This window comes from Deltaproteobacteria bacterium (genome assembly GCA_020848745.1).
Taxonomy (GTDB): Bacteria; Desulfobacterota; Binatia; order UTPRO1; family UTPRO1; genus UTPRO1.
This window is the reverse complement of record JADLHM010000055.1, coordinates 35,097-54,569: the sequence shown is the minus strand read 5'-3', so window position 1 is coordinate 54,569 and position 19,473 is coordinate 35,097. Positions and strand designations below refer to the sequence as shown.

16 protein-coding genes are annotated in these 19,473 nt (G+C 69.8%); 7 read left to right on the top strand and 9 right to left on the bottom strand.

All coding sequences use genetic code 11. The annotated features are described in order from the left end of the window. Window positions 1-6: 6 nt before the first annotated feature. Complete coding sequence (locus tag IT293_07425; GenBank protein ID MCC6764480.1) at window positions 7-1,146, bottom strand: acyl-CoA dehydrogenase family protein; 1,140 nt, start codon at window positions 1,144-1,146, stop codon at window positions 7-9. A gap of 18 nt (window positions 1,147-1,164) precedes the next feature. Then, window positions 1,165-1,818 carry a TetR/AcrR family transcriptional regulator gene (locus IT293_07420; protein MCC6764479.1) on the bottom strand — a complete coding sequence of 218 codons (654 nt, stop codon included), beginning with the start codon at window positions 1,816-1,818 and terminating at the stop codon, window positions 1,165-1,167. Window positions 1,819-1,911: 93 nt separating this feature from the next. Between IT293_07420 and IT293_07415 the strand changes: the two genes are divergently transcribed. The 6 genes from IT293_07415 to IT293_07390 all read left to right on the top strand — a co-directional run bounded on the left by IT293_07415 (window position 1,912) and on the right by IT293_07390 (window position 8,340). Continuing rightward, the gene (locus tag IT293_07415) at window positions 1,912-2,448 is read left to right on the top strand and encodes an Hsp20/alpha crystallin family protein (GenBank protein ID MCC6764478.1); all 537 of its coding nucleotides are present in this window, start codon (window positions 1,912-1,914) and stop codon (window positions 2,446-2,448) included. A gap of 16 nt (window positions 2,449-2,464) precedes the next feature. Beyond that, entirely contained in the window at window positions 2,465-2,857 is a 393-nt protein-coding gene (locus IT293_07410; protein ID MCC6764477.1) for an Hsp20/alpha crystallin family protein, read from the top strand. A 101-nt stretch (window positions 2,858-2,958) separates the two neighbouring features. Then, the gene (locus tag IT293_07405; GenBank protein ID MCC6764476.1) at window positions 2,959-4,383 is read left to right on the top strand and encodes a DUF2029 domain-containing protein; all 1,425 of its coding nucleotides are present in this window, start codon (window positions 2,959-2,961) and stop codon (window positions 4,381-4,383) included. Next, entirely contained in the window at window positions 4,380-5,699 is a 1,320-nt protein-coding gene (locus tag IT293_07400) for a hypothetical protein (protein ID MCC6764475.1), read from the top strand. Before IT293_07405 ends, IT293_07400 begins: the two co-directional genes overlap by 4 nt. A gap of 59 nt (window positions 5,700-5,758) precedes the next feature. Then, window positions 5,759-7,105 carry a threonine synthase gene (gene thrC, locus IT293_07395; GenBank protein MCC6764474.1) on the top strand — a complete coding sequence of 449 codons (1,347 nt, stop codon included), beginning with the start codon at window positions 5,759-5,761 and terminating at the stop codon, window positions 7,103-7,105. Beyond that, entirely contained in the window at window positions 7,105-8,340 is a 1,236-nt protein-coding gene (locus IT293_07390) for an aminotransferase class I/II-fold pyridoxal phosphate-dependent enzyme (protein MCC6764473.1), read from the top strand. Before thrC ends, IT293_07390 begins: the two co-directional genes overlap by 1 nt. Before the next feature lie 76 nt (window positions 8,341-8,416). Here the strand turns inward: IT293_07390 and grxD are convergent, their stop codons facing one another. Together grxD and IT293_07380 are read right to left on the bottom strand one after the other, a co-directional pair. Further along, window positions 8,417-8,740, bottom strand: coding sequence for a Grx4 family monothiol glutaredoxin (gene grxD / locus IT293_07385; GenBank protein ID MCC6764472.1), 324 nt, complete (start codon window positions 8,738-8,740; stop codon window positions 8,417-8,419). A 13-nt stretch (window positions 8,741-8,753) separates the two neighbouring features. After that, complete coding sequence (locus IT293_07380) at window positions 8,754-8,981, bottom strand: BolA family transcriptional regulator (protein ID MCC6764471.1); 228 nt, start codon at window positions 8,979-8,981, stop codon at window positions 8,754-8,756. A gap of 67 nt (window positions 8,982-9,048) precedes the next feature. On the opposite strand from IT293_07380, the gene IT293_07375 reads away from it, so the two are divergent. Then, window positions 9,049-11,079 carry a chloride channel protein gene (locus tag IT293_07375; protein MCC6764470.1) on the top strand — a complete coding sequence of 677 codons (2,031 nt, stop codon included), beginning with the start codon at window positions 9,049-9,051 and terminating at the stop codon, window positions 11,077-11,079. Between the two features lie 15 nt (window positions 11,080-11,094). On the opposite strand, the gene IT293_07370 is transcribed toward IT293_07375, so the two are convergent. The 5 genes from IT293_07370 to glnE form a co-directional block, all read right to left on the bottom strand. Then, window positions 11,095-12,927: a YncE family protein gene (locus tag IT293_07370; GenBank protein MCC6764469.1), complete on the bottom strand. Its 1,833-nt coding sequence runs from the start codon at window positions 12,925-12,927 to the stop codon at window positions 11,095-11,097. Then, complete coding sequence (locus tag IT293_07365) at window positions 12,924-14,246, bottom strand: hypothetical protein (GenBank protein ID MCC6764468.1); 1,323 nt, start codon at window positions 14,244-14,246, stop codon at window positions 12,924-12,926. Before IT293_07365 ends, IT293_07370 begins: the two co-directional genes overlap by 4 nt. A gap of 2 nt (window positions 14,247-14,248) precedes the next feature. After that, on the bottom strand, window positions 14,249-15,262 hold the full coding sequence (locus IT293_07360) for a hypothetical protein (protein ID MCC6764467.1): 1,014 nt from the start codon (window positions 15,260-15,262) through the stop codon (window positions 14,249-14,251). A gap of 140 nt (window positions 15,263-15,402) precedes the next feature. Further along, window positions 15,403-16,314, bottom strand: coding sequence for a branched-chain amino acid transaminase (locus IT293_07355; GenBank protein MCC6764466.1), 912 nt, complete (start codon window positions 16,312-16,314; stop codon window positions 15,403-15,405). 107 nt (window positions 16,315-16,421) lie between these two features. Then, window positions 16,422-19,457: a bifunctional [glutamate--ammonia ligase]-adenylyl-L-tyrosine phosphorylase/[glutamate--ammonia-ligase] adenylyltransferase gene (glnE, locus tag IT293_07350; GenBank protein MCC6764465.1), complete on the bottom strand. Its 3,036-nt coding sequence runs from the start codon at window positions 19,455-19,457 to the stop codon at window positions 16,422-16,424. Between the last annotated feature and the right edge of the window lie 16 nt (window positions 19,458-19,473).

Sequence of the window (19,473 nt, the reverse complement as noted above, 5' to 3'; positions counted from 1 at the left end):
TCGGGACTAGAGTCCCATGGATTTGGCGATGATGATCTTCATGATCTCGGTCGTACCCGCGAAGATCGTCTGGATGCGGGCGTCACGGTAGGCGCGACAGATGGGATACTCCTCCATGAAGCCGTAGCCGCCGTAGAATTGCAGGCAGAGATCGATGTTGCGCTTGCACATCTCGGTGACCCACCACTTGGCCATGCTCGTCTCTTTGATGATGGGGGTGCCTTTGATGTGCTCGTCGATGAGACGGTCGACGAAGACGCGGCCGAGCTCGACCTCGGTCGCGATCTCCGCCAGCTTGAACTGCGTGTTCTGGAACTTGGCGATCGGCTTCCCGAACGCCTGGCGCTCCTGCGTGTACTTGATGGTTTCCCCGAGCACGGTCTCGACACCCGCCTGCGCGCCGATCGCGCACACGAGCCGCTCCTGCTGGAGTTTCTCCATCAAGTAGTAGAAGCCCTGGCCTTCCTGGCCGAGCAGGTTGTCGGCGGGCACCCGACAATCGGAGAAATGCAGCTCCGCGGTGTCCTGCGAGTGCATGCCCATCTTGTTGAGCTTGCGGCCCTTCTCGAAGCCGGGCGTGCCGTTCTCGACGACGATCAGACTCACGCCGCCGTGCCGCGATTCGGGATCGGTCTTGGCCGCCACGATCACGAGGTCGCAGAGGATACCGTTCGAGATGAAGGTCTTCTGCCCGTTGATCATGTACGAGTCGCCGTCGCGAACGGCAGTCGTCTTGATCCCGGCCAGGTCGGAGCCCGTGTTCGGCTCGGTCATGGCGATGGCGGTGATGATGTCGCCGCTCGCGCAACCGGGCAGCCAACGCGCCTTCTGCGCCTCGTTGCCGAAGCTCTCGATGTACGGAACGACGATGTCGCTGTGGAGTCCGGCGGTGAACCCGGACGACCCGGCCTTCACGATCTCCTCGTTGATGATCGCGGCGTAGCCGAAATCGACGCCCGAGCCGCCGTATTTCGGCTCCAGGGTCGGACAGAGGTAGCCCTGCTCTCCCGCCTTCTTCCAGGTCTCGCGATCGACGATGCGCTGCTCTTCCCAGCGCTCGACGTTCGGCGCGATCTCGCGCTCGCAGAACTTCTTGAACTGCTCGCGAAAGAGCTCGTGCTCTCGGGTGAAGACTCGGCGTTCCATGGAATCGCTCTCCTGGCGCTAGGACGCGCGCTGCGAGGCGGCCGCGCGTCGCTCGTTGGGTGCGAGGGCACGATTGCCCATCTGCAACAGTGTCGTGGTGAACCGGGCGACGTCCTTCGGATCGGTGGGCTTGGCGACCGGGGCGAGCAGATCGCGGGCGATGAAATACATCAGCGACGCGCCCCAGCTGTTGAGGGTGAAGAAGAACGGGTCGATGTCGGCGAACACGCCGCGCCGTTGGCCATCACGGACGAAATCGACCGAGAGGTCGATCAGCGGCTGGAGGTACGTGCGGACGATCTTCACGGCCGCGGGATGGCGGTCGACCGACGTGCGCGCGATCATACGCGCGAAGTCGGGCTCCTCCGCCATGACCGCGAGTACGGCGCGGCTCACCCGGTCGAGCTGCACGAACGGATCGCCGTTGGGCGCGAGACTCTCCCGAAAGACCGGCTCGATCTTCGCGAAGACCTGCTCGTGCGCGGCCACGAACAGCGCCTCCTTGTTCTTGAAGTGGTAGAAGAGGCTCGGCCGCTGGATGCCGACGCGATCGGCGATCTCCTGCATCTTCGCCCCGGCGAATCCGTCGCGCGCGAAGATCGCCTGGGCGGCGTCGATGATGTGCTCGCGGGTGTCGTCCGCGGCGGGTGCGGGGCGGAGGCGCGACGGCATCGAGACGCCTACCTACAGATGTGTAGACACTGGTGCAAGCCCCTGCACATCGGGGGTGGAGACGGTCGGAGGCGACGCGCTCGACCGCACGCCTTGACGCGGAACGATGTGGTCTTAGGTTTGCGGACGAGGCGGCGGAGCGAGACTGCCGCCAATTTCATCATCCCACGAGGAGGTTCCACCATGGCTCGATTTCGTATTTCGTCTGGCTTCGATCCCGTCGCCGGCTTGCTGAACCTCCAGCGCGAGCTGGAGCGCGTGTTCGACAAGCCGTTCGGGATCGATCTCGGCCCGTCCGGTCGCGGCGTCTTCCCGCCAGTCAACGTCTTCGCCGACAAGGACGGCTACGTCGTGAAGTTGGAGGTGCCGGGCGTCGCGCCCGAGGACGTCGCCATCGAGGCCGAGGGCCGCACGCTGACCGTGAGCGGCAAGCGCGAGGTCCGGCAGCCGGCGGACGGTAGTTTCCACCGTCGCGAGCGCAGTGCGGGGCAGTTCTCCCGTTCGTTCCAGGTGCCGGCCGATCTCGACCTCGGGCGCGCCGAGGCCTCGTACAAGCACGGCATCCTCACGGTGCGCGTGCCCAAGAAAGAAGACGCCAAGCCGCGGCAGATCGCGGTAAAGGCGGCTTGAACAGGAGGTGACGACGATGACCCAGCAAGAACTCAACGTTCCGGAGAAGCAGGAGGCCCGCGACGAGGTGACGCGAGCGGGTCGGACGTACGTGCCGCAAGTCGACATCTTCGAAACCAAGGACGGCCTCTGGCTGTGGGCGGACATGCCCGGCGTCGACGAGGAGTCTCTGAACGTCCACCTCGACGACGGCGTGCTTTCCATCGAGGGCCAGGTCGACGTGAAGCAGTACGAGGAAATGAACCCGCTCTACACGGAGTACAACGTCGGCAACTACGTCCGCCGCTTCACCCTCTCGAGCGACGTCGACAGCGACCGCATCGTCGCTCGCATGCAGCACGGCGTCCTCTCGCTCGAGATCCCGAAGGCGGAGCGGACGAAACCCCGTCGCATCGCGATCACACGGTAGCGCCCCGGCCCCCGCATCGGGGCCACGCGGAGAACGCCGCCGCGTGGCCCCGCGACACGTCTCCGCTTGAGTTTCGGCGGACGGGCGCCTAGCAAGCCGGCGTGGCCGGCTCGCCTCCCGCCGTCTCCGCTCCGCGGCGTTTCGTCGTCGTCACGTTCGCCGCGGCGCTGCTCGCGGGAGTCCTGGTGCGCGCCTGGCTGCTCGACCTCGCGCCCCGCTACGGATTCCTCGGCGACCACGTCGACTACGTGTGCTGGGGCCGACAGGCCATCCGGGCCGGCGTGCTCGACCTCTACCGCCACGGACCGGGCACCTGCCTCACCGACGCTCCGATCGACGGGCGGATGCAGCGTCTCGAGACGGGCACCGGCGAGCGTTTGAACTATCCGCCGCTCGCCGCGTACGCCTTCGCGCTGCAGGGCGCCCTGCTCGAACGGCTCGACCCCGATCCGGTCGCGAACACCAAGGCGTCGCGCGCCGTCTATGCCGCGAGCACCACGCTCGCCGAGCTCGCGATCGCGCTCGGGCTGTTCAGCGTCGTCCGCGGCTTCGCCAGCGTGCCTGCCGCCGCGGGAGCCTTCGCCGCCGCATGGCTCGCGCCGCCGCTCCTCCTCGACGGCGCGTTCTGGGGTCAGACCGAATCCTGGGTCCTGGCCCCCGGCGTGTGGATGGTCGCCGCGATGACGCGCGGACGCTGGCTCTCGGCCGGAGCGCTCTGGGGCGTCGCGCTCGCGGCCAAGCCCTCGGGGCTGATCTTCGCGCCGCTCTGGCTCTACGCGTTTCTCTTCCGCGTGCCGCGCGCGCGGATCGTCGGTGCCGGACTCGTCGCCGTTCTGGTGCTGAACCTCGCGGCTCTCCCCTTCTGGATCGACTCCGGCGACGCCTGGCTCCGCGCCACGTACCTCGAGAATTTCGTCTATCGCCTGCAGTGGACGACGGCGATGAGCTTCAACGTCTGGTACGCGGACTTGCTGACGACGGGGATCCTCGACCCGCGAACGCCGCTCCTCGGCCTCGCCCGCGACACCTGGGGCACGCTGCTCCTCACCGGCGGGCTCGCCGGCGCATACACGCTCACGCGCGCCTGGGAGCGGCGCGATCCCGCCCGCGCACGCTTCGCCATCCTGCCACTCGCGGCGCTGGTGATGCTCGCGGCGGTCCTGCTGCCGACCCGGATCCACAGCACGTACGGCGCGTTCACGACGCCCTTCTTGATCGGTACGGCATTCCTCCTCCCGCGCACGACGCCCGGCGTTGCGACATGCCTCGTCACCATGAGCCTCCAGATTCTCTCGTGGCAGTGGGGCAACCTCCTTGCCATGCACGTGCAGCCGGACGAGACGATCTTTCCCCCGGCGGTACGCGCCCGCCGCCTGGAGCTCCGCCGACGCGACGCGCCTCGCGAATGGGCGCTCACGCTCGCGAACCTCCTGGCCGCCGCCGCCGTCGCGGGCGGCGTCGCAGCGACGCGCCGGACCCCGGACGACGCCACGCCGCCCGCCGACGGCACGAGGGCCGCGCGGTGAGCGAGCTGCCGCGCGCCTCCGCGGTGTCGCCGCTCTGCGCCCCCGAGTGGCTGGCGCTCGCGGCCGTCGCGGCGTTCCTCGTCCTCGCCACTCGCACCCACTGGGGCGGATGGAACGATACCTCGCGGCTCGGAATGGTCGAGGCGATCGTCGAGCACGGTCGGCTCTGGGTGGACGGCACGGAGATGGGCCGCAAGAGCGGCGACGTGTGCATGATCGAGGGACGCTACTACTCGGACAAGCCGCCCGCCGTCGCGCTCATGGCGGTCCCCGCCTACGCCGCGGAGGTCGCGTGCGGCATCACGTTTCGCACCGACCTCCCCCGTGCGTACTACTGGACGACGCTCCTCACCATCGGGCTCACGACATGGCTCGGCCTGCTCTTCCTGACGCGCTTCCTCGCGCGCCTCGTGCCCGATTCCCGCTGGCGCGCGCTCACGATCGTCGCGCTCGGGCTCGGCTCGTTGAACGCGACGTACAGCGTCACCTTCTCGAACCATCCGCCGTCGGCGACGGCGCTGCTCGTCGGGACGCTCCTCGTCTGGTCATGGCGCCGTTGCGGTAGCGGGCTCGCGGGGCTCGCGCTCGGCGGCCTGCTCGTCGGCGTCGCCGCGACCGCGGACCACGGCGCGGCGTTCTACCTGCCGTTCCTCTTGCTGTACGTCGGCTGGCCCGGCGCCCCGCGACCGATCGCCGCGGTCCTCACGCTCGCCGCCGCGACCGCCGTGCCGCTCCTCGGCTACCTGGCGTACGCGTACGCGCTCTCGGGCAGCCCGCTGCCGCTCTCGTTGCAGCCCCGGCTCTTCGAGTATCCCGGGTCGTACTTCTCGGCGGACAAGGGCCACCTCGCCGGCTCCTCCCTGCCGCACGCATCGCTCCGCGCCTTCCTTGCCTACGTGTGGCTCTGCACCTTCGGCGAGCGCGGTCTCTTCGCGCTCACCCCGGTGCTCCTCTTCGTCGTGCTCGGCATGCTCCGTCTCGCAGCCGACCGCACCTATCGCTGGCGCGCCGAGCTCGTGCTCGTGCTCGCGCCGACCGTGGCGCTCGTCGCCTACTATCTGCTCACCTCCGACAGCCCGGGCGGCAACAGCTATGGCGTGCGCTGGTTCTGCCTCTTCATTCCGCTCCTGCTCGTGTTCCTCGCCGATGCCTATGCCACGTTCCGCTCACGCGCCGGGCGGATCGCGTTCTGGCTCGCGCTCGCGGCGTCGGTGCCCCTCGCGATGATCGGCGCGCTCGATCCCTGGCTCGATCCGACCCCCTGGGGCACGGGCTACGCGTGGGTCGTCGTGCTGCGCGCGCACGGTTGGTGGTGATGGCGCGCGCGACGTTCGCGAGTTGATTTTTCGCATCGCCTGACGGAAGCTCGCCCGCCATGGGCTACAATGCGTGGTTTCAGTGCATCAACGGGTGCCACGGGCAGTTCTCGCTACTCGAGATCATCTACCGCTGCCCGTCCTGCGGCGACCTGCTGGAGGTGCAGCACGACGTCGACGCGCTCCGCACACGCGCCCCGGCCGCCTGGATGCAGCTCTTCGAGGAGCGCAACCGCAAGGGCGCCTACCCCTACGGCTCCGGCGTATGGGGCAAGAAGGAGTGGGTCGTCCCCTTCATCGACAACGAGAACATCGTCTCCACGTTCGAGGGCAACAGCAATCTCTTGTGGGCCGAGCGTTACGGCCGGCAGCTCCACGTCGAGGATCTCTGGGTCAAGCAGTGCGGCAACTCGCACACGGGCTCGTTCAAGGATCTCGGCATGACGGTGCTCGTCTCCGTAGTGAAGCAGATGATCGCCGATGGCCAGCCGATCGACGCCGTCGCGTGCGCCTCGACCGGTGACACCTCGGCCGCGCTCGCGTCGTACTGCGCGGCGGCCGGCATCGCGTCGATCGTGCTGCTGCCGCGCAACAAGGTCTCACCGGCGCAGCTCGTGCAACCGCTCGCGAACGGCGCGCTCGTGCTCTCGCTCGACACCGACTTCGACGGCTGCATGGCGGTCGTCCAGGAGATCACCAAGCAGAAGCGCATCTACCTCGCCAACTCGATGAACAGCCTGCGCATCGAGGGCCAGAAGACCGTCGCGATCGAGATCGTGCAGCAGTTCGACTGGGAGGTGCCCGACTGGGTGATCATCCCCGGGGGCAACCTCGGCAACGTGACGGCGCTCGGCAAGGGCTTCCTGCTGCTGCAAGACCTCGGCCTGATCCAGAAGCTGCCGCGCATCTGCGTCGCCCAGGCCGAGCACGCGAACCCGCTCTATCGCTCGTACTTGAAGCACTTCGAGGAGTTCGCGCCGGTCACGGCGAAGAAGACGCTCGCGAGCGCCATCCAGATCGGCAACCCGGTGAGCGCAAAGCGGGCCATCCGAACGTTGCAGCGCTTCAACGGCGTCGTCGAGCAGGCGAGCGAGCAGGAACTGGCGGACGAGTCCGCGCGCGCCGACCGCACCGGCATGTTCAACTGTCCGCACACGGGCGTCGCGCTGGCCGCGCTCCGCAAGCTCGTCGAGCGCAAGATCATCAAGGCGTGCGACCGCGTCGTGGTGGTCTCGACCGCCCACGGCTTGAAGTTCGCCGACCAGAAGACGGCGTACCACCTCGGCACGCTCGCAGGCGTCGAATCGCGCTATCAGAACCTACCCGTCGAGCTCCCGGCCGACGCCAAGCACGTCGCGGACACGATCGCGCGCCACGTCGATCGCGCCCGCCTCCTCGAAGGCTGATGACCGCGCGCGATCCGCAGGGAACCGGCGTGCCGCCGGTCGACGACCCGTCGCGCCGAGACGCCGGAGCGCCGGGGTTCGGGACCGCCGCCGTGCACGCCGGCGAGCCGCGCCGGAAGGCCGGCAACGCGCTCACCACGCCGATCATCCAGACAGCGACCTACACCTTCGCCGACACGCAGGAGCTGCGCGACCATTTCGAGCACCGCATCGAGCGCGAGGAGTACGGTCGCTACGGCAACCCCACGCAGCGCATCGCCGAGCACAAGCTCGCCGCGCTCGAGGGCGCGGAGGACTGCCTGCTCGTTTCGAGCGGCATGGCGGCGGTCACGACGACGCTCTTCGCGATGCTGTCGCGCGGCGCGCACGTCGTCGTCACCGACGACTCCTACCGGCGTACGCGCCAGTTCCTGAACCAGACGCTGCACCGCTACGGCATCGAGTGCTCGACCGTCCCCGCCGGCGACTACGACGCCATTGCCGAGGCGATCCGCCCGAACACGCGCATCCTCCTCAGCGAGTCCCCGACGAATCCCTACAACCGCATCCTCGACCTCGAACGGTTCGCCGAGATCGGGCGGCGCCACCGGGTGAAGACCATCGTCGACGCCACCTTCGCGACGCCCTACAACCAGCGGCCGCTCGCCTGGGGCATCGACCTCGTCCTGCACTCCGCCACCAAGTTCCTCGGCGGCCACAACGACCTCATGGCCGGCGCGGTGCTGGGATCGGCGGACCTCGTCGACGGGATCCGTGCGTTGCAAGGGGTGATCGGCGCCGTGATCGATCCCTTCGCGGCCTATCTCCTGATCCGCGGTCTGAAGACGCTGGCGCTCCGCATCGAACGGCAGAACGCCAACGCGCAGGCGATCGCCGAGTTCCTCGAAGCGCATCCGAAGGTGCGGCGGGTGCACTACGCGGGCCTGCCGAGCCACCCGGAGCACGCCGTCGCGCGGAGGCAGATGCGTGGCTTCGGCGGGGTCGTCTCCTTCGAGGTCGACGGCCACCTGGATGCAGCGACGCGGGTCGTCGACGCCTGCGGCATCCCCCGCATCGCGCCGTCGCTCGGCGGCGTCGAGAGCCTGATCGAGCAGCCGGCGCTCATGAGCTTCTACGAGCTCACGACCGAGGAGCGTCTCCAGGTCGGCATCAAGGACAACCTGATCCGGTACTCGGTCGGCATCGAAGACGGCGCGGACCTCATCGCGGACCTGGCGCAGGCCCTCGCCCGCTGAGAGCCACGCGCCGACGGCACCCTTCCGCGGACCGGCTCCCAGCGTGGCGCGTCCGGGCGGGGGAAAGAACGCGTCCCTAACCCGCGAACGACGCGTCGAGGAGGCGCTTCAGCTCGCCGGTCGCGTGCATCTCGCGCACGATATCGCAGCCGCCGAGGAACTTTCCATCGACGTACACCTGCGGGATCGTCGGCCAGTTCGAATAGCGCTTGATCGCCTCGCGCTTGGCTGGCTGGCTCAGCACATCGACGCTGCCGAAGGGCCGGCCGAGCTCCTCGAAGACCTCGATGGTCGCCGCGGAGAAGCCGCACTGTGGAAAGCTCGGCGTGCCCTTCATGTAGATCATGACCTTGTTGTCGCGGATCTCGTTCTCGATCTCGGTGATGACGGGGTCTGCCATGGTCGGTTCTCCTTCACTCGCCCGGCGCGTCGGCCTTGAGCTGCAACGCGTGGATGCGGGGCATCAACGCGCCGAGCGCTCGATAGACCATCTGGTGACGCTCCACCAACGACCGTCCCGCGAACGTGGCGCTCGTGATGTGGACCGAGAAATGATCGCCGCCGCCGGTGTAGTCCTCCGCGCGGATGTGCGCGTCGGGGAACGTTTCGGCCAGGCTGCGCTGGATCTCGTCCGGATGCATTGAGCGCTGAGCTATACTACGCCGCACGCGGCTCGCAAGCGCATGACCGTTTTGGCATGGTGAGCCGGTGTCCGGGTCGCGAAGCGCGTCGGCGACGCACACCCAATACACCGGCCTCGTTCTCGTCGCGGCGCTGATCGGCTTCCTCGGCGCGGCCGGCAGCGTCGTCTTCCAGGCCGCGATCAGGACCGCGGCACGCGCCTTCGGGGCGCTCGGCGCCGCGCTCGGCGCGTGGGGGGCGGCGCAGCCGCTCGCGCCGCCCATCGTGCTCGCCGCAGGCGGAATCGCGCTGCTCCTGCTGGAACGGATCTTCCCCGGGCACGCGCTCGGCTACGGCTTCCCGCGTTTCCTCGAGATGGTGCACCTCGAGAGCGGACGGGTGAAGCGGCGCTGGATGATCGTCAAGACCCTCGGCGCCGCGATCTCGCTCGGCGCGGGCGCTTCGGTCGGTCGCGAAGGACCGATCGCGCAGATCGGCGGATCGATCGGCTCGTTCGTCGCGCGGCTCCTCCGCCTCGAACCACGCTCGAAGCTCCTCGCCGCGTGCGGCGCGGCCGCCGGCATCGCGACCACCTTCAACGCGCCGATCGGCAGCGTGATGTTCGCGCAGGAGATCGTGCTCCAGGGCAAGGTCGAGCTCGCACATTTCAGCCTGATCGTCATCTCGACCGCGACGGCGGTGATCACGGCGCGCGCGCTCGGCGGCGTCGACACGGTCTTCCAGGTGCGGGCGTTCGATCTCGGCGCGTACCAAGAACTGGTGACGTACGCCCTCATGGGCCTCTTCCTCGGCTTGCTCGCGGCGAGCTACGTCCGCTTCTTCCACGCCACCCTCGAACGCCTCGCACGGCTGCGCGTCGGCACGGCGACGAAGCTCGTCGGCGGACTCGCCGCGGTCGGCGTCGTCGGGGCATTCCTGCCGAAGAACCTCTCCGACGGCTATCCCGTCATCGAAGAGGCGCTCGCCGGAAAGCTCCCCGCGACGCTGATGGTCGCACTCGCGCTCGCCAAGATCCTCACGAGCAGCGTCTCGCTCGGCTGCGGCGCTCCAGGCGGCGTCTTCGGTCCCATCTTCTTCATCGGGGCGATGAGCGGCGGCGCGTTCCGCTCCCTGTCCGCCTGGTGGATGCCGAGCCTCACCGGACCGCGCGGCTCGTACGCCCTCGTCGGCCTCGCCGCGTTTCTCGGTGCCTGTACGCACGCGCCGCTCACCGCGATCTTCCTGCTGTTCGAAACGACGGGCAGCCACGAGATCGCGTTGCCGGCGCTCGTCACCGTGATCCTCGCAGTCATCGTCGCCAGCGCGATCGAATCGGAGTCGATCGACACGCTCGGGCTCGCGCGCGCCGGAACCAGCCTCGAGCCGCCGCGCGAGCAGATCATGGACCTGATCCCGGTCGCCTCCGCCTTCCACGAAGTCTTCGAGCCGATCCGCGCCGACGCGCCGCTCGCCGAGGTCTTGAAGGTGATGGGCGAAAGCACCGGGAGCCACTTTCCCGTCGTCGAGGGCGGCGGCCGCCTGCTCGGGACGTTGTCGCTGCACGGCGTCCGCGCCGTACTCCTCGATCCCGAGGCCGGAAGCGAGCGCACGGCCGGCGACCTCTGCGACCGCCACGTTCCGACCGTCACGCTGGAGACGAGCCTCGGCCAGGCGCTCGGCCGGATGGAGGAGGACGATCGCGACGCGCTCCCCGTCGTCGCAAGCGACGATCAGACACGCGTGCTCGGGCTGCTGTCGCGCGCCGACGTGATCCGCGCCTACAATCGCGCGCTGGTGGCGATGCGGACGATTCCGGGTGCGGCCGGCGTCGACGCGCTCCCACGGTGGTCGAAGGGGTATAGGGTCGTGCGCTTCGAGGTGCCGCGCGGGTGGGACGGGCGCACGCTGCGCGAGCTCGACTGCCGCGCGCGCTTCGGCGTGAGCGTGCTCGCGGTCGAGCGTCGCGACGATCCCGGCCATACGTTCGAGGTTCCGGATCCGGATCACGCTCTCGCCGCGGGCGACACGCTGGTCCTCGCCGGGCCGGCCGGGGAGGTCACCGATTTCGAGCGTACCGCCCGTCGAGGACCGCCGGACGCGTTCGCGCCGGCCGGCTGAGCGGCCCGCCAGCGACTACGGTCCGCCGCAGATCGCCGGGTAACGCTCGCCGATCCCGAGCCGCGTCGCCATCGCGCAGGCGTCGTTCGCCTCCGCCGCCACGAGTTTCGCCACGTCGGCGGCGTGCTCCGCCACGACGCAGCCCGCGGTCTCGGCCGTCGTCGCCGCATCGGCGTCACACGGATGGCCGAGGTCGGCCGGGACCACCGCGGCGCACTTCTTCCCCATCCCCGCGAGTGCGGCCGCGCGCGCGCGCGCGGCCTTCGATGCCGGGTTCGCGAGATCGAGCGTACCCCGGCAGCGCGCGGCGGCCTTCGCTTCGCCCTTGCCCGTCGCCGCCGCGGTCAGCACCTTCTCGAGACACGCCGCGAAGTCCTCGTGCAAGCGGTCGGCGAAGCGCCGGCCGTGCTTTGCCATCGCGCTCTGGCACGCGAGGGCCGGCTTGGACGGCGCCGGATGCGTCGGCGCGAGCTCGTCGTCGGCGAGCGCCGCCACCCGGGCTTCGTGCTGCGGCATCAGGCAATCGAGAGTCGCCGAGACGGTCGTCGCGCCGCGATCGCAGGGACCGTTCATCAGCGACGGCGCGACCGCCGTGCAGCGCCGTTGGACGGCGGCGCCGAGCCTCATCCTCGCCCGGGCGATCTTCGACAGGGGGTCGCCGGGATCGAGCGCGGCCTGACACGCGGCCTCGGCCGCCGCCGTGCTCCTGCCATCCGCCTCCGCCTTGCGGATCCCGAGACGACAGGTGGCCTCGAGGCCGTGATGCAGCTTCACGAGCTTCACCGCCTGGCGGAAGAGCGTCGCCTGGCACTTTCGCGCGTCCGCGACGAAGCTCGGCACCCGCAGCGCCGGCACGACGAGCTCGCCCATGCCCGCAGGGCTCGACCCGACCTCGACGGTCGCCCTCACGGTGACGGGGTCGGTCGCGGTATCGAGCACCGAAACGTCGGCGCTCTGCCGATTCAACACGAACGCCCGCGCGCCGTCCGGCCGCATGCCGATCGCGAACGGCGTGAACCCGACCTCGACGGTCGACACGACGGTCCGCGTCGCCGTGTCGACCACCGATACGCTGTTGGGCCCGCTGTTCGCGACGTAGAGCCGCGCGCCCGTGGGATCGAGGGCGAGCCCTTCGGGAATGCTGCCGACCGCCACCGTCGCCACGACCGCCTTCGCCGCAGAATCGATGACCGAGACGCTCGCGTTGCCGGCGTTGCCGACGTACACCCAGCGACCACCGGGCGCGATCGCCACCTGGCTCGGGTCGTTGCCGACCGCGATCGTTCCGGTCACCACGTTCGCGGCGGTGTCGATCACCGAGACGCTGTTGCTGCCCTTGTTCACGACGTAGGCCGGCGTGCCCGAGGGGTCGATCGCGATGCCGAGGGGGTTGTTGTCGACGGGGATCGTCGCGATGGTCGCGTTGTTCGCGGTGTCGATGACCGACACGGTCTTGTCGTCGCGGTTGGTGACGTAGACGCGGTCGCCGGGGAGCTTCACCGCCACGCCCGAAGGCCCGGCACCGACGGGCACGGTCGCCACCACGGCGTTGGTTGCGGTGTCGAGCACCGACACCGTCCCGTTCGGAGCGATCTGATTCGTGACGTACGCGCGGGTGGCCGCGGGATGCACGGCCGCGCCGAGCGGCTGGCTGCCGACCGTGACGGTCGCGGTGACGACATTGGTTTCCGTATCGAGCACCGACACCGTCCCGTCGCCGTGGTTCACGACGTAGGCGAACGGCGCCGCGAACACGACGCCTGCGGCGAGCCAGACCGCGAGGCACGCGAGCGCCGCGACCGACCGCGCCGGCGGTCGGTGCCCCGCAAGGGCGCCGGAGACCGTCACTCGTCCTCGAGCGTGCAGCGGTCCTCGTCGAACTCGCACCAACTGGCGTCGCACTTGAGCGTACCGCCGTCGTAGCCGAGCGTCTTGCAGGTCTCGCCTCCGAGATCGTTCCCTTCGCAATCCTCGAAGAGGTCGACCACCTTGTCGCCGCAGTGAGCACGCTTGCAGGTGGTGCGGCAGGCGTCGGGTGCCGTGTCGGAGTTCTGCGCCCCGGCGTCGCATTCCTCGTTGAGCTCGAGGATGCCGTTGCCGCAGACCGGGTTGGCGACGCATTGCGCGACGTCGAACAGACACGACGGCTGGCAACCGAGCGTGCCGCTCGCGTATCCGACGGTCTCGCAGGTGAAGCCGCCGAAGTCGGCGCCGTCGCACCCCTCGCCCGTCTCCCGCACTCCGTTTCCGCACTGGGCGCCGGCCGCGCGGAACTCGAGGCCACGCCGCACGTCGAAGACGCCGGTCACGATCCGACGCGCGTCGGCGGGCTGCGCGTGCTCGGGAGTCCGCGCCACGAGGTGGCCGATGATGTACGCCATGACGTCGAGGGCGGTGACGAGATCGCGGCGTCCAAGCGCCGTCTTCAACGTCGCCACACGGGTCGCGAGGCCGTTGCGCACGTAGGGGTCGTCGAGCCGCTCGTTCACGAGCCGCTCGAGCACGCCGACGTCGACCGGCACGAGGTCGACCAGCGTGAAGCAGCGCTGCTCGCCGAAGGCCACGAGCCCGGTGTCGGTCGAAGCGGTGCGCCCGACGACCTCGAGCAGGAAGCGGTGCGGCGCTCCCGCCTCCGCCGTCGGCGACACGTCGGCGCGGAACCGGAAGATGCCGGCCGAAGCGGCCGCGTCGAGCAGGCCACCGTCGCCGCCGCTGATGAGCGCGTCGGCGACGAAGCGGAGGCCGTGCGGAACCGTCACGGCGCTCCAGAGCTGGCGATCGGTCTCCGCGTCGCTGGCGGGCGGCACCCAGGCCGTGAGCCCGGCCGCCCCGAAGGCGGTCGCGAGGCTGCGTGCGTCCTTCCCCTTCTTGGTCGTGACGAGGTCGGCGAAGGCCTGCGGCCCGTCGAGCACGGTGACCGCGCCGAGCTTGTAGACGTCGCCGAAGCCGGCGCACGTGAGGCCGGCGAACTTGGTTCCGCCCGGCACGAGCTTCAGGCCACGCGCGTTCTTGCCGAGCGATGCGAGAAAGGCATTCGTCCGGCCGACGCTGGCGAGCACGTCGCCGACGGATAGATGGAAGGTCGTGACCTCGGCGCGCGCGACACGCGGCGCGAGCGCCACGAGCGCCAGGACGAGCGCACCGGTGAAGGGAGCGAGGCGTCGCATGATCAGAAGCTCAGCGCCTCGGCGGCCGCGTTGGCGCGCGTGATCATCGCCTCCGCGAACGCGGGCGGAATCTCGGTCTCGGACCGCTGCGCGACCTCGAGCGCGAACGTGCGGACGTTGCGGGCGGCACGCGACGGACCCTCGGGCCGGCCGCCATCGAGGAAACCCTGCGCGCGATCCAGAATGTACGTCAGGCGGTTGCGCGTCACGGAGTCGAGCGGCGTCGCGTCGACCAGGTCGCGAAGCGCTTGCAGGTCGACCGGCAGCATCGACACCACCATGATGCACTCGGTCCGCTTGCCGGGCTTGCCGACCCGCTTCGACGGCAACTCGCTCGTCACGGCGACCGCGAGGTCGACAGGCCCAGTGTTCGGGTCGAATGCGAGGTCGACGGCGAAGCGGAACCCCGGCACGCCGTTCTCGGCGTCGGCCTTCCCGAGCGCGCCGGTCTGATCGCCGGTCGCGAAGCCCGCGGTCGTGAACCCGACGACGTCCACGGCCGGCGGCTCGGACACCCACGACGCCTGCCGGGTCCTGCCGGCGGCCGGCGGCAGCCAACTCGCCGCGTTCATCGCGGCCAGCGCAGCGCCGAGATCTTTCGCCAGGCTCTTCCCGACGACGAGCGGTGCAGCGGCCGGACCGCCGAGCACGCGCACACGCGTGAGCCTGCGGGTCGGATCCATCAGCAGCGAGGGGCAGAGCCCGCGGCCGAATCGCACCGCGCCCCGCTTGAGGCCAACGACCTTGCCGAGCACCCCCGAGCGCGCCAGAGCCTTCGCCCCGAAGGCGTCCGGCGCCGCGACCAGGTCGGCGGGCGCGAGGACGAAGGTCCGCTCCGCCGCCGTGGCGGAGCGTGGGCCGCCGCCGATCAGCAGCGCGGCGACGGCGACAAGGGTCGAAAGGAACGCGCGCAGCACTCGCCTCCGGGTGAGCAAGAGCAGGACCAGCAGCCTGCCGTCCTCCAGGCCCGATTCTCCCCCGTAAGCCCTTGAAGTCGTGAGCTTAGCGTATGCCATGCGGGCGTGATCCACGCGGCACCCGCGGTCTCCTGACTTGCACGAGCGCCAGACCTTGCGACCTCGCGTCGCGCACCCTCGCACGCGGCACCTCGGGTTGGACTCCGAACGTCTTGCGGAGCCGCAAGACACAGGCCCGCTCAGACGAACGACAACCACTCGCGATGCTTCGGGGCCTCCCCCCGAATCAACGCGAAATACGCCTGCTGCATCGCTTGCGTGACCGGACCAGGCTTGCCCGTTCCGATCGCGCGGTCGTCGATCTCGCGGATCGGCGTGACCTCGGCCGCCGTCCCGGTGAAGAAGGCCTCGTCGGCGATGTAGGCCTCGTCGCGCGTGAAGCGGTCCTCGACGAGCGTGTACCCCTGCTCGCGGAGCAGCGTGATGATCGTCGCCCGGGTGATCCCGGGCAGCACCGACGTGAGCGGCGGCGTCTTCACGACGTCGTCACGCACGATGAAAAGATTCTCGCCGCTCGCCTCCGACACGAACCCGTCGGTGTCGAGCATGAGCGCCTCGTCGTACCCGCCGCGCCGCGCCTCGCGCGCCGCGAGGATCGAGTTCACGTAGTGACCGACCGCTTTCGCCTTCGTCATCAACGTGTTCACGTGGAAACGCTGGTACGACGACGTCTTCACCCGGATGCCGTTCTTGATGCCGTCGTCGCCGAGGTACGAACCCCACGGCCACACGATCACGGCGACGCGCACGGGATTCACCGCGGCGAGCCCCATCTCGCCATCACCGAGAAAAACGAGCGGCCGGATGTAGCATTCACGCAGCTTGTTGCGGCGGATCGTGTCGAGACACGCCTCGTCGATCGCGGCGGGTGAGAACGAGATCGGCATCTCGAGGATGTGCGCCGAGGCGAAGAGGCGCCGGGTGTGCTCGTGCAGACGGAACACGGCCGAGCGGCCGTCCTTCGTCTGGTAGCAGCGAATGCCTTCGAACGCGCCGAGCCCGTAGTGCAGCGTGTGCGTGAGGACATGGACCTTCGCTTCGTCCCAGGGGACGAACTCTCCGTCGAGCCAGATCAGTTCGCTCTTTTGCACCGCGCCTCCGAACGGCGAGAGCTATCGGAGGGGTCCCGGGTTGTCAATTTCGTTCGCCGCACGCACCTCGTCCCCGTCGCGGCGCGCGGGAGGGATGGCGGGTCGGATCAGACGCCGAACCAGCGCACATAGAGCGCCCGTACACGTTCGCGATGGCGGCCGTAGTCGGCGAGCAGCTGATCCGCGACGGCGTCGTTGCTACCCGTGTAGCCGAGCCGGCGCGCGAGCGCCGGCAGGCGCTCGCTCTCGCGCTCGATCGACTCGACCGGTTGGTCGCGCTCGATGCGCAACCGGTTGGTGAGCGATCGCAGGAACGCGTAGCTCTCCTCGAGGCTCGCCGCCTCGTCGTCGGGCACGACCCCGGCCGCCGCGAGCGCCGCGAGCGCGTGGCGCGTCGCCCGCCGGCGAACCTCCGGCACGTCGGAACCGTGGCGGAGCTGTTTCATCTGCACCATGAACTCGATGTCGAGGAGTCCGCCGCGGCCCGTCTTGATGTTGAGCTCCGCGCGCTCGTCGCCGCCGAGCTCACGCTCGAGCCGCATGCGCAGCCGGTGGATCTCGGCCACCTCGTCGTCGGCGAGGGGCTGCGCGTACACGAACCGCGTGATGATCGCCTCCACCTCGCGCAGGAGAGCCGGTTCGCCGACGACGCCGCGCGCCTTGATCATCGCCTGGCGCTCCCAGAGCTGCGCGCGCTCGGCATGGTAGCGCGCGAACGATTCGAGCGACGACACGAGCGGCCCCTGGTTGCCCGACGGCCGGAGCCGCGTGTCGATGCTGTACATCCGCCCCTCGCGGGTCCGAACCTGCAGCGTCGTCATCAGCGTCTGCGCGAGCTTGGTGAAGAACTCGTGCACCGACACCGGACCCGCCGTGCTCGCCCCGGGGATGTATACGAAGATGAGATCGAGGTCCGAGTTGTACGTGAGCTCGCGGGCGCCGAGCTTACCGAGCCCGATTACCGCAAAGCGGCCCGGGGACGCTGCGATACCGTAGCGTCGGCACGTCTCCTCCTCCGCCACGCGCCATGCCGCGTCGAGACAGACGTCCGCTAGATCGCTCAGCTGGCTGCTCGCGACATGGAAGGGCAGCAGGTTGTCGAGGTCGTTGATGCCGATGCGGAGGAATTGCTCGTGCCGGAAGCGGCGGAGCGCGTCGAGCCGCGCCTCGTAGCCGTCGGCGGATTGCACGATCCCCGCGACCTCGGCCACGAGCGCCGGCTTCGGCATGTCGAGTCGGACGAGGTCCGCGCGCACGAGGTTGTCGAGCATCTCGGGATGGCGGATCAGGATCTGCGACAGGAACTCGCTCGACCCGAAGAGGCGCACCAGCACGCGCAGGGTGGCACGGTTCTCCGCGAGAAGGGAAAGGAAGCTCGAGCGGGCGCCGATCGCCGCGATGAACCCGGCCAGGTGCCGGAGCGCCAGGTCCGGATCGGGCGCACGCGTCACCTCGCCGAGAAGCGCCGGCGCGACCGTCAACAGGAGCTGCTTGCGACGCGGGTTCGCTCGCGACGTCGGCGCGCCGTCGCGCAACAGCACGAGGTGCTCGCGCGCAGAGCGCGGATCGGCGAACCCGACCGCCGCGAGCTCCGCGTCGGTCTTCGCGGGGTCGTCGTCGAGACCGGCGAGGAGCGCCGCGTAGCGTTCGTCGGCGTTCTCCGCGCGGGTCGTCTCCGCGCCGTAGAAGAGCGACGCGAACGAGGCCGCGACCGCGTCCATGTGCCGGACGCGATCGGCGCGAAACGCCGCCAGCACTCCGTCGGCGCCGTCGCCCCGATAGCCGAGCCGGCGCGCCAACTGCAGCTCGCCCTGCCCCGCGGGAATCACCTGCGTCTGGCGCTCGTCCACGAGCTGGATCTTGTGCTCGACGTCGCGGAGGAACCGATACGCCTCGGCGAGACGCGCGCTCTCGTCCGCCGCTAGGTAGCGCGCCTCGACCAGACGCTCGAGCGCGAGCAGCGAATTGCGCTCGCGGATGCGCTCGTCCTTGCCGGCGTGGATGAGCTGCAGGTTCTGGATCACGAACTCGACCTCGCGGATGCCGCCCCGTCCGAGCTTCACGTTGATGCCCTTGTCGGGACCGCTCGCCAGCGCGTGCGCGACCTTCGCCTTCATCTGCTTCAGATCTTCGAGCGTGGCGAAGTCGAGGTAGCGGCGGAAGACGAAGGGCTCGAGCTCGCGCAGCAAGGCGGCCCCGAGCGCGTGGTCGCCGGCGACGGGCCGCGCCTTCAGATACGCCGCGCGCTCCCATGTCTGGCCCCACGACTCGTAGTAGAGGAGCGCATTCACGATCGAGTTGACGATCGGTCCATTGGTCCCCTCGGGCCGCAAGCGCAGGTCGACGCGAAAGACGAAGCCGTCCCCGGTCGCCTGGTGCACCGCCTTGGTCACGCCCTCCGCGAGGCGGCTCATGAACTCGCGTACCGAGAGCGGACCGCGCGGACCGCCGGCGCTGTCGCGTCCGCCGTCGGCATAGACGTACACGAGATCGATGTCGGAGCTGAAATTGAGCTCGCCGCCGCCGAGCTTCCCCATGCCGAGGACGCAGAACCCGAGCGGGCCGCCGCCGGCATCGAGTACGTCGCCGTGCGCGGCGACGAGCCGCGCACGGACGCCCGCGACCGCGACTTCGAGGGCGTCCTCGGCGAGCCGCGAAAGCTCCGCCGTGGTCTCGGCGAGCGTGCTCCGGCGCAGGAGATCGCGCGCCGCGATCAAGAGCACGCGTCGCCGCTTGAAGGCCCGGAGCGCTTGCGCCAGCGCTTCGACGCTCTGGTCCTCGGGCGGCGCCGGACGCGGCACGAGCGTCGCCAGCGGCGGCGGCGTCTGGCTCGTCGCGAGAACCTCCGACCAGGACGCCGGCTCGGCGAGGAGCCAGCGCGCGACCGAGCCGCTGGCGCCGAGGAGCGTGACCAGGGCGGCGGCCGCGTCGGGATCGGCGGCGGTGCTCGCGAGCGCCTCCGACGCGCCTTCGCGCAGCCGGCCGAGGCTCGCGACGGCGAGCGTGGGGTCGGCCGCATCGGCGAGCGCGTCGAGCACGGCGTCCGGCACGTCGGCGGCGGGCCAGGTCGCGCCGAGGCGCGCGACGAGCGCGTCCGGATCGGCTACGCCGGCGGCGCGGAGCCTCTCGAGCGGTGGACCCATGCGAGCGCGGCGACCC